Origin of the sequence: Sorangium sp. So ce185, assembly GCF_051526825.1 — a bacterium.
GTDB lineage: Bacteria > Myxococcota_A > Polyangia > Polyangiales > Polyangiaceae > Sorangium > Sorangium cellulosum_D.
The window spans coordinates 1,742,040-1,759,950 of record NZ_CP150316.1; the positions used below are offsets into that span (position 1 = coordinate 1,742,040).

Consider the following 17,911-nt stretch of genomic DNA (forward strand, 5'->3'; position numbering starts at 1 on the left):
ATGTGGCGTCTGCCGCGAGCATCGGAGGCGGCATGGCCAGAGCCTCCGAATCCATCGGTTCGAGATCCAGGCTTCACCGGCGCGCCTCCGCCGCCGTGCTCCTCGCGGCCCTCGGCCCCACGAACGAATGCGATCCGAGCGCGCCGGGCAGCAGCGGCGGCGCCGCGGGCGGCGGCGGGTACAGCTCCGCAACTACAGGAGAAGGCGGCGGCCCCGCTGCCACGGGCAGCGGCGGCTCCGCGACCACAGGAGAAGGCGGCGGCTCCGCTGCCACGGGCAGCGGCGGCTCCGCAGGCCACGGCGGCGGCGACGAGAGCACCTCGACCGGGAGCGGCGGCTCCGCTACCACCGCGACATGCGTGCCGGGATCCATCGTCGCGTGCTACTCCGGCCCCGAGGGGACCATCGGTGTCGGGCGCTGTACGGCCGGGACGCAAACCTGTCGTCCTGACGGCTTCGGCTACGGGCCCTGCACGGGTGAGATCACCCCTGCTGCGGAGGTCTGCGCCACGCCGCAGGACGAGAGCTGCGACGGCGACCCCCATTGCCCGCGGCCGGCCGCCTGGGCGCGCGGGTTCGGCATCGAGACCACCTCTCCCACGCCGTCCATCGCCGTCGACGCCATGGGGAATTACTACATCCTCGGCGACTTCGAAGGGACGGTCGACTTCGGCGCCGGCCCTCTGACCAGCGCCGGTGACAGCGACATCTTCCTCCTCAAGCTCGACCCCTCGGGCGCGCCGCTCTGGAGCAAGCGCTTCGGCTCGCCCTTGCGCGAGACAGGAGATGCCCTGGCCATGGACGGAAACGGCAACGTCCTGATCGCCGGCAACTACACGGGCGGCGTGTCTGCCACTGGCAGGGACCCCGGCTTCGGCGGGTGCGCCCTACCGGATCCGTCCCATCGTCCCGGGCAATTCATGGCCAAGCTCGACCCCGACGGCAACCACATCTGGAGCGAAGGATTCAAATTCTACTCCCCGTATGATTTTGCGGTGACGCAGATGGCGATCGATGCTCTCGACAACGCGTACCTCGCCGTCGAGCTGGAGGACGCGACCGCGGTGGTGAAGGTGGACGCGATGGGCAATGTCCTCTGGAGTCGTAGAACTCCGGGCGCCCCGAGCTTCCACAGGAACCTCGTGCTCGACAGCGCCGGCAACGTGGTGACAGTGGATCTCGCAGGTATCAATGGCGACTATACTCTCCTCTATACGTACGTCTCGAAGTTGTCTCCGGATGGCGACTTGCTCTGGTCCCGGATGTTGTCCGGCTACGGCTACCGTGACAAGGTGGCGGTCGACTCGGCGGGCGAGATCCTCGTGTTGGTCGAGGGAGCTCTCATCAAGCTGGATCAGGACGGCGAAGAAGTGTTCACCCTGCCCGTCCACCGCAGCGGCAACATCGCGGTCGACCCCGCGGGCAACATCTTCCTCGGCGGGGGCGGGCTCACGATGCTCGACCCGAGCGGCACCGAGCTCTGGACGCTCGACTTCGCGGCCTCCGTGGGAGACATCGCCTTCTCTCCGAACGGCGCGGTCGCCGTCACCGGCGTTGTGAGTGGCCCGGTGGACTTCGGGACCGGCCCGATCGCGTATACAGAAGGCAGGGATATCTATGTCGCCGCGTTCAATCCGCCGGCGAGCGGCGACAGCGGCGAGGGAGGAGGAGGAGGCGACGGGGGCGGCCCGTCCGAGACGTGCGTGCCGGGCTCGGTCATCGCGTGCTACTCCGGCCCTGCCGGAACCAGGGGCGTCGGACCCTGCGCTGCGGGGACGCAGACCTGCCGGCCCAACGGCCTTGGCTTCGGCGACTGCGTGGGCGAGGTGACGCCTGCCGAGGATATCTGCTCCACGCCGGAGGACGAGGACTGCGACGGCGACCCCCATTGCCCGATGCTGTCGTGGGCGCGCGGGTTCGGCAGCACCGGCGCCGACGAGGGCCTGAACATCGCGAGCGATGACGCAGGCAACTACTATGTGGCCGGCACCTTCACAGGAACCGTCGACTTCGGCGCGGGCCCTCTGACCGGCCCCTACTCGCTCGGAGGCCGCTTCCTGCTCAAGCTCGATCCATCGGGCGCGCCGCTCTGGAGCGAACTCCTGCCCAGCGGACACCCGCTCGTCATGGCCGTCGACGGCAACGGCGACCTCCTGCTCGCCGGCACATACTGGCCGGACGGCGCCAGGGTGTTGAACCAGTGCCTCCCCGCCTTTCCGGCCTATAATGCCGCAGCCTTCGTGGCCAAGGTCGACCGCGATGGCGACGTCATCTGGAGTCAAGCCCCCATCTACCCGTCGGACTCAATCGACATCTACAGCTTTCCCGAGCGGATCGCCGTCGATGCGCTCGGCAACACTTACCTGGTCTTCGTCAACATCTGGACGGACGGTGCCTACCTGCTGAAGCTGAGCCCTGGCGGCGATGTCCTTTGGAACCAAAAGATCACGCCCCCTCCCGACGATTACGGCCACCCGCTCTACAACGCCGATCTCGCGATCGACAGCGCCGGCAACGCGCTGACCGTGACCGCGCCGGAGTCCGCCGCAGGGGATCTCACGGTCAGCAAGTTCGACCCGACCGGCGCCCTGCTCTGGAGCCGCCCGTTCGCGCCGGATCCGTCGATCCCCCCTGGCGGCGCGGGGAAGGCGGCCTGGTCGGTGGCCGTCAATGCGGCTGACGAGGTCTTCGTGGCCGGCGTCGCGGACGGGACCGTCGATCTCGGCGGGGGCGTGCTGCCCGCCGGCCCCGTGCTCCTCAAGCTGGACGCCGCGGGTGCCTACGTGTTCAGCGATTCGATCCCCTTCGGCGACACGCTCGCGCTGGACGCCGCCGGTAACATCGTCGTCGCCGGAGACGGGCTCGCCAAGCTCGATCCGAGCGGCGCCGAGCTCTGGACCCTCGGCTTCGACGCCAGCGCGCATGGCATCACGATCTCTCCGAGCGGCATGATCGCCCTCACAGGCGCTGCGAGCGCGGCGGTCGACTTCGGGACCGGCCCCATCCCCCACGCCGGCGGCTCCGATATCTTCGTCGCGACGTTCAATCCCTGAAGCCGAGGGGCGAGCCGCCCCCCATCACCCGCCCCGCCTCCTGCCGCCGCACCATATCCGCGATCCACACCGGCGCGAACGGAGGCGTGCAGTCCGGCGACGCTGGGTAGTCCTTGAGCACCTCGAGCCGCTCGCCGTTGGCGACGGCGCGGCGCGCGAGCCGGGGTTGCGATGCGAATGTGAGTCCCACGTGCGCGCCCTCATTCATGACGTCCACCCTGATACAGGCAGAAATGAAGGCTCCCGATGAACCTACAGACGTGTCTCCACCGCGCCGGAGTCACGGCGCGGTCAGCTTGAACTCAGGGAACCCGAGCCGCGGCTCATCAAGCCACGAGAGCCGGCCATCATCCTCATAGATGGCGAGCATCGCCGGAATCAAGAAAAGCGCGCTGTACAGTGCCTGGAAAGCATCGACCCCGACTCCTTGGGTCTTATGAGCTTTGCCCGCTCCCGCGACCTCCACATCAGCTTCCCAGAACGGAGCGGATGGCCTCGGCCTGTACTGGGGGGCCCACACGCGAACTCGAATGCTTTCTTGCGTCCCGCTCGGAAGTGTCAGCTCGAGGGTACGTTCGGCGATCATGTCCGGCATGCCCCTCCAGCTAGCGCCTTCGTCGATGATGTCAAGCGCCCTAGCTCAACAGGAGCTCAGGCACTTCTTCTGTCCATTTCTGCGCGCTTGCTCGCAAATGCTCCTCATGAGCAGGGGCGCGCGCTCTTGGCAGTAAAGCTCCCAGCGCGTCGACAGCGCGAAGCATGCAGTAGGGCAGCTGGAACGACACTTCTTGTAGCCCGTGGCTCGCCCTTCGCTGCTCTCCGAAATGCAGTGAGCTGTCTGCGGACGCGTCATAAATACTTCGAGCGCTGATCCGCACATGAGATGCCAGATGTCGACCCCCTTGTCTACCGCGTCCTGGCACCTTTCTTCCGCTGTGATCGACTTAGTTCGCGTTAGTTCGCGTTAGTTCGCGTCAGTTCACGTCGACGTAGAAATCGACGCTCTTCAGGTTCGTGATCGGCCCCTCCCAGATCTCGAACCCGACGGCGACCGCGTTCACCTGGTTGCCGGGCACGCTCAGCCCGCGCGTCTGCGCGTCGCGCACGAAGTCCATCACGTCGAACTCGATCTCGTAGCTGTCGTTGCCCTCGGCGCGCACCCAGTTCACGATCGGCAGGCCGTTCACCATGCCGTTCCAGATGTTCCACGTGCCGGGGACGTTCGCGACCGTCACGCCCTGGTGCGCGGCGTTCGGCTGCCCGGCGGGCTGAAAGCGCGTCGGATCGCGCAGCCACACCATGAGGTAGCCCTGGAGCTGCGTGCCGTTGCCCATCCAGATGTCGTACGCGGCGTTGTACTGGCCCTCGTTCCCGTTCTTGGCCCAGCGCCAGCCGGTGCGCAGGCTCGTGATCGAGGCGCTCGGCGCAGGCAACCCGCAATCGGGCACCTCCCTCACCGAGTAGCGGCCGCAAAAGACGGTCGGATACGAGGCGGGCTGCCCCATCGAGCCAGCAGAGCCGCTCATGCTCTCCACCGTGAACGACGTGCCCTCCCACGAGACGGTGTGGCTGTCGAACCCGGGGCCCCAGCCGTTGGTGATGAGCACGTACGGCCTCCCATCGCGGGAGACCAGTCCCGTCTCGTACCGCTCGCTCGACCTGCCCGAGCCCTCCATGGCACCGGTGCCGAGCTCCGAGCCCGGGTTCGCGGTGCCGCCCGTGCCGGTGCTGTCGCCCGCGCCGCCGCCACCCGTACCTGCCGCTCCGCCGCCGCCCGTCCCCGCCGTGGTGCCGACGCTGCTGCCCGCGCCGCCGGTGCCGCCGCTGGCGCCGCCGGTGCCGACGCTCGTGCCGCCGGTGCCGCCCGTGGTCGAGCCGTCGCCGCTGCCCGCGCCGCCGCTCGTCGAGCCGCTCGCGGTCGGCAGCCCGCCGGAGCCCGTCGCTCCGCCGTCACCTCCGGGGTCAGAAGATCCAGAGCAACCCGCGACGAGGGTCGCCGTCAGCGTGAGCCGTGCGAAAGACTTGGTCAGGGTAAGCGCTTGCATGCCGCGGAACATACACCTGAATACCGGCGCACGGCGGCGCGCGGTGATGCCGTTTCGCCAAAAAGCTGCTCGCGGCTTGAACATTTTAGCAACAGCGACGGCGCCACCGCCCGGCTCCAAAAGTGTGGCGTGCTTCGAACCAGCCGCATCGCGAACCTGACGTCGCTCCGTCGATGTTGACGCTCTGCGTCCTCGCGTGGGAGCAGCGCCGCGCGCCACGGCGCGGCGCTCGCGCGAAGGCCGGTCGGCAACCGCTGAGCCTGCTGCTCGACCCGTCGAACCATCCACCAGAGTCGCCGGCGGCGCAGGGAGCTCTCGTGAGGAAGCCATGAGTCAACTTCATGGTTCTTTACGATACTTCACACGATGACGTCGAGCGTCGCGCGCGCGCAGGCCGTGATGGCGAATGCCGGGAATACGACGTAGCGCGCCCATTGACGAGACGAAAATTCGCGTCTAACAACACGGGTGACCGGTTCGGCGGGCTTATCGTTCCTGTGCCCTCGTGATGAGGGCATCGTCGTTTTCGTGTCCGCGCTCGCTGGACGCCTCCCTCGCGAGGCCGAGGGCCAGCCGCGTCGTGGCCCTGCCGAACCAGGGCGCGACGATGGGGCGCTTTGCCATCAACTTGGGTAAGATCTATGCACAACCTCCAGAGCAGATGGGACATGTGGGTAGCCGCTGCAGCGCTGGCGCTCGTGCCGGCATGCGGCGAAGGCTCGACGGAGCCGATCGGCACATCCCAGGCCGCGCTGCAGGGCGCGAACGGGATCAGCGCCAACCTCGTGATCGACTCGCAGTGGGGTCAGGGGTACTGCGCGAGCGTCACCGTGAGCAACCAGCACGCGACCGCCACGACGGGGACATGGAGCGTCGGGCTCGACGTCGGCTCGGGCGCCATCTTCTCGAGCTGGAACGGCACGTTCAGCGGAAGCACGGGTCAGATCACGGTCACCCCTCAGGGCAACAACGCGGCGATCCCCGCGTCGGGCAACGTCCAGCTCGGCTTCTGCGCCAACATCCCGAGCCCGGGGATCCAGCCGGTCATCCTGTCGGTGAGCAGCGACCTGCCGCCGATGGGCAACGGCGTGGCGATCGCGGAGTACAAGTTCCCGGCCGCGATCGACGCGACCGTCAGCCCTGATTACGCGACCGAGCTCTGGGCGTCCTTCTACCGCCCGGCGAGCCTCGAGGCCGGCCGGCAGTATCCGCTGCTCGTGTTCATGCACGGAAACCACCCCACCTGCGGCACGGGCCAGAACCCGCGGGTGGACAACAACAACCAGTATGCCGCGACCGGGACGTGCCCGGCGAACTACGTCGTCGTCCCCAACCACCGCGGCTACGACTACATCGCCACGGACCTCGCCGCGCGCGGCTACTTCGTGGTGTCCATCAACACGAACCGCGGCATCCACGCCGCCTCGAGCTCGCCGACCGACGAGCTGGTCATCGGGCCGCGCGGGCGCCTGCTGCTCCGCCACCTGGAGCGGCTGAGCCGCTGGGACAGCGGCGCCGAGCCGACCCCCACGGCGCTCGGCGTGGATCTGCACGATCGCATCGACTTCGATCAGGTCGGGCTGATGGGGCACTCGCGCGGCGGCGAGGCCGTGCGGTTCGCCTACAACGAATACCGCCGGAGCGGCAGCCCGTGGCCCGCGCTGATCGAGAGCCCGGTGAGCTTCCGCGGGATCTTCGAGATCGGCCCGACCGATCAGGGCCAGAACGGCCAGCGCCTGAACGCTGACCAGACGGCCTGGAACGTGATCCTGCCGGCCTGCGACTGGGACCTGAGCGACCTGCCCGGGTTGCGCCCGTTCGATCGCATGATGAGCATCCCCGAGCCGGAGCCCTACTTCAAGTCCTTCTATCATGTGTGGGGCGCCAACCACAATTACTACAACAGCGAGTGGCAGCTCGCGGACGCGAACGGCGGCGGGATCACGGGCTGCATCGATCACGAGGCGCTCTTCGACCCGACGGAGTACGGGTCGCCGGCGCAGCGCGAGACGGGGCGCCTCGCGGCCGTCTCCTTCTTCACCGCCAACGTGGGCGTGGACCGCGACGAGGCCGCGAACGCCCTGTTCGACCCCGCCTTCCCGTTCCCGAACGTCCCCTTCCGCGTTCGCCGCGGCTATCACCCGGGCGGCGACTCCGCCGACAGCCTGTTGCTCGAGGACTTCATCGGCCCGACCGGCACGAGCTCCTACGGCCTGCCGAACACCACCGGCGGCACCATCACGGTGGAGCACATCTCCCTGAGCGGACATGATCCTTCGCACTCGGGCGCTTGGATCCACGACGTGGTCGAGGGCAGCTCGACGTTCTTCCAATCGAACTGGTCCCCCGTCGGCACGGGCTTCGATCTCACGGGGTACGACTACCTCGATCTCCGCGCCGACCGCAGCTGGGGCTCCGACCCGGCCGAGGCGTCGTTCCTTGTGGAGCTCGTGAACGCCGACGATAGCCGATCGAGCGCCGTCGCCATCGGCGACTACCTGGAGCTCGGCCCGCCGCCGCGCGGCGGCAGCACCCTGCCGACCGCGCGCATCCCGCTGTCCTTGTTCACCGGCGCCACGCTCGATTCGGTGCGCGGGGCTCGGCTGACCTTCACCACCCCGCTCAACGGAAACAGCGTGTTCGTGGCGAACCTCCGCGCGACGCGCGCCACCACCGAGGCGCCGGCGGCCGCGGCGCGGCTCGCCCCCGCCCTGTCGAGCGCGGCGCCGCCCATGTCCATCGCCCGCGCCGCCGGCGCGACCGCCCTCGCGCCGCGGCGGATCACGGCCGGCAACGCCATCAAGAGCCTGAAGATCAGCGGCCCCGACGCCGTCGAGCTCACGCTCACCAGCGCCGAGTTCTTCGACCTCCGCGCCACGAGCCTGGTGCTCACCGTCGGCGCCGAGCGGAGCATCCGAGCGCGCCATCCGAACGGCGATCTCCACACCGTCCAGTTCGTGCTCCCGCGCGCCGCCTTCGACCGCCTCGCCGCGCACGAGCCGGTGACGGTCGACTACGGTCCTGGCTCCTCCGTGGTCTGGGACTTCGGTCGCCTCGACAAGACGGCGCTCGCTCCGTGAGCCGGCGGCGGCGCGCCCCCGGCCCGGAGGCCGAGCCGGGGCGCGCCGGCTCCGCGCGCAGGTCGGCGCGCCGAGCGACTCATGAGGGTAGGCACGCCGGGGCCGGCATCGCTTTAAGGTCTCCTTAAGGAGCGCCCCCGCCGCCCGCTTCCATAGTTCCTCCGTTCGGCGGAGACGCCCGCCGAACGGAGGATCCCATGCCCCGCTCCATCGTCGCTCCTCTCTTCTCTACCGTCGCGCTCCCCGCCGCCCTGGCCGCCTGCGGTTCCGTCGAGATCGTCCCGTACGACACGTCTGGCGCCACCGGCGGCGGTCCTGCCGTCGTGGGCACCGGCGGCTCCGGTGCCGGCGGCGAGGGCGCGTCCCCGACCGGCTCGGGCGGCGCTCCTCCCGACCCGGTGTCTACGCCCTCCTGCGTCGCCGCGGAGTGCGCCGTGCGCATCGCGGCGGGCGCGCCGAAATGCGCTGTCGCCGCCTCCGGAAAGGTCTTTTGCTGGTGGGGCGGCGTCACGCTGGAAGAGCGCCTGACCGGCGGTCCGGTCGAGCGGCCGGGCCTCGACGATATCGTCTCTGCGTCCGGCCTGGCCGAGCAGATGTGCTTCCTCCACGCAACCAGGCGCGTCTCCTGCCAGGGCTTCAGCCACGAAGGGCAGCTCGGGCAGGCCGTTCCCGTCGGCGTGTCCAGCGCGGAGCCGCTCATGCTGCGGGACGTCAAGGACGTCGTCCAGCTGTCCTCGGGTCATCACCACGTCTGCGGAGTCCGCAGCTTGGGCAAGGTCATCTGCTGGGGCGGCCCGTCCCCCGCGCCGGTGCTCGGCGTCGAGGGCGTCGGGCAGACGCAGGCCCCGGTCGCGGTCACCGGCCTCGACGACGCGGTGCAGGTCGCGGCGAACATCGATCACACCTGCGCGCTGCGGGCCACCGGAGAGGTGGCGTGCTGGGGATGGCTCACCACCGGTGAGGAGGCGGTGACGGCCGTGAAGGTCGAGGGTGTCGAGGGCGCCGTCGAGATCACGGCCGGCTGGACGCACGACTGCGCCCGCCTCGCGTCGGGCAAGGTCGTCTGCTGGGGCGGCGACTACCAGGGAGACGACGGCGCCCGCGGGCCGCTCCACGTGCTCGGGATCGACGATGCCATTCAGGTGAGCGCCGGGTACAACCGGACCTGCGCGGTGCGGCAGGGCGGCGGGCTCGTCTGCTGGGATGCCTCCTCGACGGCGACACCGCAGGAAGTCGAACCCGGGGAGGTCGTTCACGTCTCCGTCGGCTACGACGAGACCTGCGCCGCCCTCGCGAGCGGGGAGATCGCCTGCTGGTCCTGGCGCGGCAGCGGCGATGTCCGCGTGTTCGGGCTGTAGCCTCGGCGTCGCTTTGGAACAGGCGTGCGCGGATATCGAGCCACCGCTCGAGATCGCCGTAATCGCTGTAGACGAGCGCTCGCAGGATCAGAGCACGCGCACCGGCTGGTTGGCGCGGAACGCGGCGATGTCCTCGATCGCGTCGCGGTAGAAGATACGATACGTCTCCTCGGTGACGTACCCGAGGTGCGGGGTGAGCACGGTGTTCGGCAGCCGGCGCAAGGGGTGCTCCGCGGGCAGCGGCTCGGTGTCGAACACGTCGAGCGCCGCGCCGGCGAGCCGACCGCTCGTGAGCGCGTCGATCAGCGCGCGCTCGTCGACGATCGGCCCGCGCGAGGTGTTCACGAGCAGCGCGCCGGGCTTGAGCAGGTTGAGCTCGCGCGCCCCGAGCAGCCCGCGCGTCCGCTCGGAGAGCACCAGGTGGATGCTGACCACGTCGGCGCCGGCCAAGAGCTCGTCGAGCGGGAGGAGCGTCGCGCCGTGCTCGGCGGCGCGCTCGCGCGTGAGGTTCTGGCTGTAGGCGGTCACGCGCATGCCGAAAGCGAGCGCGACGCGGGCGACCTGCGCGCCGAGGCGGCCGAGGCCGAGCAGCCCGAGCGTCTTGCCGGACAGGCCGATTCCCAGGGTCGTCTGCCATTCGCCGGCGCGCACCGCGCGATCTTCGCGCGGGATGTTCCGCGCCAGCGCGAGCAGCAGGCCCCAGGTGAGCTCGGCCGTGGGGTAGGGCAGGCCCCCGGTGCCGGACACGACCACGCCGAGCTCGCGCGCGGCGGCCACGTCGATGGCGGCGTTGCGCGCGCCGGTGGTGACCAGCAAGCGCAGCCTGGGGAGCTCGGCGAGCACGGCGCGCGGAAACGGCGTCCGCTCGCGCATCGCCACGATGGCATCGAACGGCGAAAGCCGGCTCACGAGCGCTCGCGCGTCGGCCACGTGATCGTGAAAGAACTCGACCTCGACGCCCGCGCCCAGCGAGCCCCACGGCGCGAGCGAGCGCGCCACGCGCTGGTAGTCGTCGAGCACGGCAACACGAAACGAGGCAGGCGAGGTGCTGGAGGACATGCTTGCCGGGGATGCTTGCATTTTAGCGGATGGTTGTCCAATATTGCGGACGTGGCTCCTTCGCGTCCTGTCCGGTCTGGCCTGCTCCGCGCCGCGTCGCCTGTGATCTTCCTGCTCGTCCTGCTGGCGCTGTGCGGCGCGGCGGGCTGCTCGCGCGACGGCGCGTCGCGCGCCTCCGCCGCCGGACCGGAGGGTGAATTCGAGACGCTCGAGCTCCGGTATCAGGGCAACAACGGCACGGTGTCGCCGATCGAGCTCGCGGAGGATCTCGGCTACCTCGCGCCGATCCGCCTGAACTTCATCGGCAGCACGGTGAGCGGCCCGCAGAGCGTGCAGGCGGTGGTCACCGGGGACACCGACTTCGGCGGCGCCTTCAACGGCGCCATCATCAAGCTGATCGCGGCCAAGGCGCCCATCATCGCCGTCGCGGGCTACTACGGCGTCGACGAGCAGCGCCAGAGCGGCTTCTACGTGCTGAACGACAGCCCGCTGCGCGCCGCGCGCGACCTCCTGGACAAGTCGATCTCCATGAACACGCTCGGCGCTCACAGCGAGTTCATGGTCAAGGAGTTCCTGTCGCGAAACCAGATCACGCTGGAGGAGGCCCGGCGCATCACGCTGCTCGTCGTCCCCCCGGTGAACGGCGAGCAGCTGCTCCGCGAGAAGCAGGTCGACGTGGCGTCGCTCGGCGACATCTACCGGGATCGCGCGCTCGAGCGCGGCGGCGTCCGCGCGCTGTTCTCGGATTACGAGCTCTACGGCAAGTTCACCGCGGGCAGCTATGTGATGAAGACCAGCTTCATCAAGGAGAATCCCAAGACCGTGCGGCGCTTCGTCGAGGCGACGGCCAAGGCCATCGAGTGGGCCCGGAGCACCCCGCGCGAGACGGTGGTGGAGCGCTTCATCGCGCTGATGAAGAAGCGCGGTCGGAACGAGGAGGACGCGGCCATCCGGTTCTGGCGCAGCTACGGCGTCGCCGGCAAGGGCGGCTCGATCGCGGAGCGCGATTTCCAGATCTGGCTCGATTGGATGGTGAAGAGCGGCGAGCTCGAGCCGGGCGAGATCGCCCTGAGCCGCCTCTACACGAACGAGTTCAACCCCTACGCGAACGAGCAGGCCGTGAAATAGGGAGCGCCGGAAGCGGCGCTGTCCCGTCGGCGCGCCGCGCGGGCGTCGCTCAAGACCGCGGCGTGGGGCGCTGAACGAAGGCGTCGATGAGGCGGCGCGCGATGCTGACCTTGGGCGGGAGGTCGGGCAGCTGGTCGCGCGAGAACCAGTCGGCCTCGACGATCTCGACGCCGTCCGGGGTGAGCGTGCCGCCGGCGTACGTGGCCGAGAAGCCGATCATCAGCGAGCGGCCGAACGGCCACGGCTGGCTGCCGAAATACCTCAGATCGCGGATCTGAACGCCGACCTCCTCGCCGACCTCGCGCGCGGCCGCCTGCTCGAGCGACTCGCCGATCTCCACGAAGCCTGCCACCGCGCTGAAGCGCCCGGGCGGAAAACGCGCGCTGCGCGCCAGGAGCACGCGGTCCTCGCGCTCCACCAGCACGATCACCGCGGGCGCGATCCGCGGGTGCACGCTCAAGCCGCAGCTCGGGCAGCGCCGCGTCTGCTCCCCGGCGCTGGGCTCGCGCGCGTCCGACGCCGCCGGCCCCGGCTCGGTGGCTGTCCCGCAGCGCCCGCAGTGGCGGTGCGTCTCGGCGAACTCGACGCCAGCGAGCGCGCGCCCCAGGATGTTCAGCGTGGGCTCGGGCAGCTCGGAGAACAGGGAGCGGACCGACGCGAACGCGAGCTCGTCCGGGAGCGCGACGTCGGGCCGAGCGCGCGCCGCGTACCAGCCGCGATCGTCGAACCTGCCGAGGAACACGGGCGGATCGGCGAACGCCGGGAGGGCGCCGCGCCGGCCGAGGAACAGCCCGCCGGCGCGCTCCACCACGACGTCCAGCTCGCGCACGATCACCACGACATCGTCGTTGGTCGTCATCTCGGAGCGCCAGTGTACGCCGTTCGCCGAGCGCCGCCAGCGCCGCGCGCGACGGCTGGCAGCGGCGATCCGGCCTGCCTCACCCGGCAGCTTCGCTCCGGGCTCGAGGCGCCGTCAGGGCGCCGGGCGGAGCTTCCAGAAGCCTTCGAGCTTCTCCTCTTTCAGGACTTGATCGAGGAAGCTGCGATCGACCCAGGGCTCGAAGTCGAACGTCGCGCGGATCAAGCCCAGGCGCTTGGCGTCCGCGATGCTCGTCTTGTAGCGGGCGACCACGTACGCGTCCACGAGCGGGCTGTCTTTCTCGCGCGCGGACTCGCCGGCCCAGTCTTCCTTGAACGACGCGAACGGCGTGCCGGAGCGCGCCCAGAGGCGGTACGCCTCGCTCAGGTCCTTGTCCTGATCCGCCAGCCACTTGGCTGCCAGGACGTACTGCCGCACCACGCGCTTGGTGACCTCGGGGTACCTCCGGATGAAATCGTCCGAGCCGATGATGGTGCTGTTGCAGGTGTAGCGGGGGTCGCCCTTGGTCGAGTAGATGATGCGCACGAGGCCTTGATCGCGCTGGGCGAGCAGGTCATTGAGCCCGATGGCAGCGTCGACGTCCTTGGTGGCCAGGGCCGCCTTGGTGGTCGCGTTGTCCATGTTGATGGCGCGGACGTCGCGCTCGCTGAGCCCGTGGGCCTCGAGGATGCGCGCGGCCGAGAGCTGCAGGCAGGTGCCCTTGAACACCGCGAAGCGCTTGCCCTTGAGATCCTTGACGCTCTGGATCGGCGAGTCCGCGGGCACGGCGATGTACAGGTTGGTCTTCGGCCCGCTCGCGAGGATGCGGGTCTTCAAGCCGCCGGCGCGGCCGATGATCGACGGCAGATCGCCGAGCAGCGAGAAGTCGGTCAGCCCGTTGGCGTAGGTCTCGTTCACGGCCGGCCCGGCGCCACGCAGGAAGTTCCAGCGCACCGGGAAGCCGTCGCTCTTGAACTCGCTCTCGAGCGCGCCCCGCAGGTTGAGCAGCGCCCAGGCCGAGCCCCCCACCACCGGGCGATTGCCGACGCCCACGCCGGGGTTGGAGACGCGGATCTCGCTGGGCTTTTCGGCGGCCCGGGCGCTCAGCGCGATGGCGAGCGGCGCGAGCACGAGGGCGAGCAATCTCAACAAGGACTTCATGCAACGTTCCCTTCCGGTTGGCGTCCCTCGCAAGCTATCGAGCGACGACGCGTCCACTATAACGGACGCGGTCGCCCTGCGAAAGCGGGTATCGCCAGCGGCGAGGAGCCTGCCGGTCGCGCTGCGGCGGAGCTGCTGCTGGAGCAGCAATGGTGTTGGTGAGCTGCTGAAATTCGAGCAGCGGCGCAGCAAGAAGCCCGTCTCCCGTCTCCCGTCTCCCGTCTCCCGTCTCCCGTCTCCCGTCTCCCGTCTCCCGTCTCCCGTGCTCGTCCTTCGTGCGCGTGCGCGTGCGCGATTCCCCGGAGTCAGCGCGCACGCGCACGCGCACGGAAGAGCGAAGACGAAAGACGGAGACGAAAGACGGAGACGGAAGACGGGGACGAGAGACGGAGGACGATGTGTCAGTTCCAGCTAAAAACCGCTCTAGATCCACAGCTCGCCGAGGAGCGGCAGCACGCCCATCTTCACGTCGCGCGCCGCCCGGCCGAGGCGCTCTGCCAGGCGCTCTCCCTGCATCGCGGGCAGCGCCACGGCGGGGCGATCGAGGGGCAGAAAGAAGTTGTCCCAGTGCGAGAAGAGCACCGCGCGCGGCGACAGGGCGCGCGCGACGCGCTCGGGGAAGCCGCGCGAGGCGGTCCAGCCGGCGACGCAGAGCAGGAGCAGGTCGGGCTCCCTGCAATCGAGGCCCGCCTCGACGAGCTCCGCGCTGCCCAGGTGGACGATGCGCCGGCCCGCGACCCGGATCTCCACCGCGAAGACGGCGCCGCACCGGTAGCGCTCGGCCCGGAGCGGGACCTCGTCGCAATCGGAGATGTCGCCGGGGAAGGGGACCCGGCCGAGCAGCAGGCGCGAATGGGCGCTCGGGAGGAAGCGCAGCTCGAACGGGCCGACCTCGGCGACGACCGGCTGGCCGCCCGGCGCGCGCTCGACGTCGCGCACGCGCGCCGCGGGGACGCCGGACGCGCGGCAGAGCGCCACCGCGGAGCGCGAGCCGAAGACGGTCGCCCCGGTGCGGAGCGCGATCTCCGGGATGTCGAGCGCGTGATCGAAATGGGTGTGGCCGGCGACGACGGCGTCGGCGCGCGGCGCGTGGCGCGCGACGGCGGCCGCGTCGGGGGCGAGCCGGCCGAGCACGCAACGGCGGAGCGAGGCGCGCGTGAGGTAGGGATCGATGAGCACCACCGCGCCCGCGTGCTCGATCGCGAACCCCGCCGTGCCCAGCCACCGCACCCGGACCGTGCCCGCCGGCGCGAGCGATCGCGGGGAGAACGTGTCGGCGATCATCGGCGCGGGCTCGCCCGGTCGGTCGACGTGGTGTGTCGGTGCGGCGTGCTCATCGAGGGTCGGTGCGGCGTGCTCATCGAGGTCGGTGCGGCGTGCTCATCGAGGTCGCGCCGCGCCCGCGGCCGAATCGAGATCTGCGCCAGCATCCGTGTTTGGCGCGACCAAAGCTCGTCCGCTCGGTTACGATTGTCGGTCGTGGCAGACCGAACGTCCGCCGGCAAGATCGCCGCCCTCGCCGCGCTCTACTTCGCTCAGGGCATCCCGTTCGGCTTCCAGGCGACGGCGCTGCCCGTCTTCCTGCGCGCGAGCGGCGTCTCCCTCGCCGGCGTGGGCTTCGCGGGCGCGCTCGCGGTCCCCTGGGTCGCCAAGGCGCTCTGGGCGCCGCTCGTCGACCGCTTCGGGTGGGAGCGGCTCGGCCGGCGCCGCTCGTGGATCCTGCCGCTCGGGGTGCTGCTCTCGCTCACGTGCGCGGCCGCGGCGTTCGTCCCGCCGTCGCGCCACCTCGGCGCCCTGCTCGCGCTCGTCTTCCTCATGAACCTGCTCGCGGCCACGCAGGACATCGCGGTGGACGGGCTCGCGATCGACCTGCTCGGGCGCGGCGAGCTCGGCCTCGCGAACGCGGCGCAGGTGGTCGGCTACAAGGTCGGCATGCTCGCCGCCGGCGGGCTCCTCGTCTGGGCGAGCGCGTGGATCGGCTGGCGCGGCCAGTTCGGCGCGATGGCCGCGCTCGTCCTCGCCTCGGTGCTCGCCTCGCTCGCGCTGCGCGAGCCCCCCGCGAGCGAGGTCGAGGCGCGCGCGCGCCGCTCGCTGCGCGAGGTGCTCGCGACGGTCGCCGTCGCCCTGCGGGCGCCGGGCGCGCTCTGGGTCGTCGCGTTCCTCGGGACCTACAAGCTCGGCGAGGCGATGGTCGACATGATGTTCAAGCCCTTCCTTGTCGACGCCGGCTTCCCGCCGCACCAGATCGGCCTCTGGGTGGGCACGTACGGCCTGGTCGCGTCGATCGCCGGCTCGCTCGCGGGCGGCCTCCTCGCGCAGCGCGTGCCGCTGCTCGCCGCCGTCGGCGTGACCTCGGCGCTCCGGTCCGCCGCGATGGCCGGCGAGTGGTATCTCGCCGCGGCCGGCCCGCCCACCGCCGGGGCCGTCATCGCGGTCACCGTGGCCGAGCACCTCTTCGGCGGCGCCCTCACGACCGCGGTGTTCGCCTTCATGATGTCGCGCGTCCGGCGCTCGGTCGGCGCGACGCACTACACGCTGCTGGCGAGCGTCGAGGTGCTCGGGAAATCCCCCGCGGTGTGGCTGTCGGGCGCCCTCGCGCAGCGGCTCGGCTATGCGGGGCTGTTCGCCCTCGGGACCGCGCTCTCGATCGCCTTCCTCGGGCTGCTCGTGCCGCTCCGGGAGCGGACCGCGGACGAGGGGTGAGCGGGCCTCGCCGCGCGCCATCCGTCGGGCGACGGGGCCTCGTCCTCGTCAGAGGCCGTACGTCACGCCGGTGAGCCGCTCGGACTCCTCCCAGAGGCGGCGCTGCGTGACCTCGTCGTGGGAGCGGGCGCTCGACTCGAGGCGCTCGGGGAAGCCGGAGATCCCGAAGCGGCCCGGGGGCCCGTAGTACTCGCCGCCCCGCGCGCCCGGATCGACGGCGCAGCGGAGCGACGCGAGGGCGGCCATCGGGACGCTCTGCAAGACGCTCTGCAAGACGTCGAACCGCTTGGTGATCTTGCCGAGGGCGCGCATCCAGCCGGGCCCGTTGCGGGCGATCGAGGTGTTCGAGCCGCCGGGGTGCGCGGCCAGCGCGAGCGTCTTCGCGCCGGCCGCGGCGAGCCGGCGTTGGAGCTCGTAGGTGAACAGCAGGTTCGCGAGCTTGGACCGCCCGTACGCGGGAAACCCCCGGAACGACCGCTCCCACTGCAGGTCGTCGAAGTCGATGGCGCCCTGCTGGTGCGCCATGCTGGCCACCGTCACGATGCGCGAGCCCGGGACGTCGCGCAGCCGGTCGAGCAGGAGGCCGGTGAGGGCGAAGTGGCCGAGGTGGTTCACGCCGAGCTGGAGCTCGAAGCCGTCGGCGGTGACCTCGCGCTTGAAGGACAGCACGCCGGCGTTGTTGATGAGCAGGTCGATGCGGTCGTACGCGGCCCGGAGCTCGCCGGCGGCCTCGCGGACCGACGCGAGCGCGCCGAGATCGAGGCGCACGGCGCGCACGGTCGCGCCCGGGGCGCGGGCCTCGATCTGCGCCACCGCGGCGCCGGCCCTCTCCAGGTCGCGGCACGCGAGCACGACCGTGGCCCCGCGCTCCGCCAGCGCCCGGGCCGTCTCGAGGCCGATGCCGGTGTTTCCGCCCGTGATGACCGCGACTCGGCCCGCCTGGCTGGGGATGTCAGCCTCGGTCCACCGCGCGCGAGAATCTCTTCCTTGGTCCATCGCCCTCTCCTCGCACAAAACCGGGACGGCCGTTCCGGTTTCGACGATCGGAACGCGCGCGCGGTTCGTCAACGCGTCAACGCGTCAACGCGTCGACGCGGCGTTCTTCGGCTGCTTCGCCGGCGCGGGCGAGGCGGGGCTCGCGAAAGGCGCTGGGCGACGCGCTCGCCGCGGCCGCTGATCCCGCCGCTCCCCGCCGCCCCCTGGTCCCGTGATGGGGAGAAAATGGAACCACAGAGGGCACAGAGGGCACAGAGGAGAGATTGGAAAATTTTATCTCTCTCAAATTTGTTCTCTCTCCTCTTCCCTCTGTGCCTCTGTGGTTCCATCTCTCGATTTGCACACCGGGTGCGAATGATGGTGATCCGTTCGCCCATTTCATGATATAACGAAGACAGCGCCTCGGCTGGCAGTTGCAAGAAATGCTCGTGATCGCGCTCGTCCGACTCCGTCCATCGATCGCAGGCCG

Annotated in this window: 13 protein-coding genes; 5 read left to right on the forward strand and 8 right to left on the reverse strand. The window is 70.3% G+C overall.

What is annotated here, in order from left to right:
• The first annotated feature begins 32 nt into the window (after nt 1-32).
• Nucleotides 33-3,053: a hypothetical protein gene (locus WMF26_RS06385; protein ID WP_437999577.1), complete on the forward strand. Its 3,021-nt coding sequence runs from the start codon at nt 33-35 to the stop codon at nt 3,051-3,053.
• Here the strand turns inward: WMF26_RS06385 and WMF26_RS06390 are convergent.
• From WMF26_RS06390 to WMF26_RS06400, 3 genes are all read right to left on the reverse strand, one after another.
• On the reverse strand, nt 3,043-3,243 hold the full coding sequence (locus tag WMF26_RS06390) for a hypothetical protein (RefSeq protein ID WP_438002520.1): 201 nt from the start codon (nt 3,241-3,243) through the stop codon (nt 3,043-3,045). The genes WMF26_RS06385 and WMF26_RS06390 overlap by 11 nt on opposite strands.
• A gap of 90 nt (nt 3,244-3,333) precedes the next feature.
• Nucleotides 3,334-3,648, reverse strand: coding sequence for a DUF6968 family protein (locus WMF26_RS06395; protein ID WP_437999578.1), 315 nt, complete (start codon nt 3,646-3,648; stop codon nt 3,334-3,336).
• 379 nt (nt 3,649-4,027) lie between these two features.
• Nucleotides 4,028-5,098, reverse strand: coding sequence for a GH12 family glycosyl hydrolase domain-containing protein (locus tag WMF26_RS06400; protein ID WP_437999579.1), 1,071 nt, complete (start codon nt 5,096-5,098; stop codon nt 4,028-4,030).
• A gap of 668 nt (nt 5,099-5,766) precedes the next feature.
• Between WMF26_RS06400 and WMF26_RS06405 the strand changes: the two genes are divergently transcribed.
• Both WMF26_RS06405 and WMF26_RS06410 read left to right on the forward strand, forming a co-directional pair.
• On the forward strand, nt 5,767-8,178 hold the full coding sequence (locus tag WMF26_RS06405; RefSeq protein ID WP_437999580.1) for a cellulose binding domain-containing protein: 2,412 nt from the start codon (nt 5,767-5,769) through the stop codon (nt 8,176-8,178).
• 197 nt (nt 8,179-8,375) lie between these two features.
• Nucleotides 8,376-9,536: an RCC1 domain-containing protein gene (locus tag WMF26_RS06410; RefSeq protein ID WP_437999581.1), complete on the forward strand. Its 1,161-nt coding sequence runs from the start codon at nt 8,376-8,378 to the stop codon at nt 9,534-9,536.
• 87 nt (nt 9,537-9,623) lie between these two features.
• On the opposite strand, the gene WMF26_RS06415 is transcribed toward WMF26_RS06410, so the two are convergent.
• Nucleotides 9,624-10,595: a D-2-hydroxyacid dehydrogenase family protein gene (locus WMF26_RS06415; protein ID WP_437999582.1), complete on the reverse strand. Its 972-nt coding sequence runs from the start codon at nt 10,593-10,595 to the stop codon at nt 9,624-9,626.
• Nucleotides 10,596-10,646: 51 nt separating this feature from the next.
• On the opposite strand from WMF26_RS06415, the gene WMF26_RS06420 reads away from it, so the two are divergent.
• The gene (locus WMF26_RS06420) at nt 10,647-11,723 is read left to right on the forward strand and encodes an ABC transporter substrate-binding protein (protein ID WP_437999583.1); all 1,077 of its coding nucleotides are present in this window, start codon (nt 10,647-10,649) and stop codon (nt 11,721-11,723) included.
• Between the two features lie 49 nt (nt 11,724-11,772).
• Here WMF26_RS06420 and nudC read toward each other — a convergent pair whose 3' ends face one another.
• The 3 genes from nudC to WMF26_RS06435 all read right to left on the reverse strand — a co-directional run bounded on the left by nudC (nt 11,773) and on the right by WMF26_RS06435 (nt 15,027).
• Nucleotides 11,773-12,582 (reverse strand): NAD(+) diphosphatase, encoded by an 810-nt coding sequence (nudC, locus tag WMF26_RS06425; RefSeq protein WP_437999584.1) that lies wholly within the window; start codon nt 12,580-12,582, stop codon nt 11,773-11,775.
• A gap of 114 nt (nt 12,583-12,696) precedes the next feature.
• Nucleotides 12,697-13,743, reverse strand: coding sequence for an ABC transporter substrate-binding protein (locus WMF26_RS06430; RefSeq protein WP_437999585.1), 1,047 nt, complete (start codon nt 13,741-13,743; stop codon nt 12,697-12,699).
• Between the two features lie 423 nt (nt 13,744-14,166).
• A complete protein-coding gene (locus WMF26_RS06435) occupies nt 14,167-15,027 on the reverse strand; it encodes an MBL fold metallo-hydrolase (protein WP_437999586.1) in 861 nt (286 codons plus the stop codon).
• A gap of 195 nt (nt 15,028-15,222) precedes the next feature.
• On the opposite strand from WMF26_RS06435, the gene WMF26_RS06440 reads away from it, so the two are divergent.
• The gene (locus WMF26_RS06440) at nt 15,223-16,446 is read left to right on the forward strand and encodes an MFS transporter (RefSeq protein WP_437999587.1); all 1,224 of its coding nucleotides are present in this window, start codon (nt 15,223-15,225) and stop codon (nt 16,444-16,446) included.
• A gap of 48 nt (nt 16,447-16,494) precedes the next feature.
• Here WMF26_RS06440 and WMF26_RS06445 read toward each other — a convergent pair whose 3' ends face one another.
• Nucleotides 16,495-17,442: an oxidoreductase gene (locus WMF26_RS06445; protein ID WP_437999588.1), complete on the reverse strand. Its 948-nt coding sequence runs from the start codon at nt 17,440-17,442 to the stop codon at nt 16,495-16,497.
• Between the last annotated feature and the right edge of the window lie 469 nt (nt 17,443-17,911).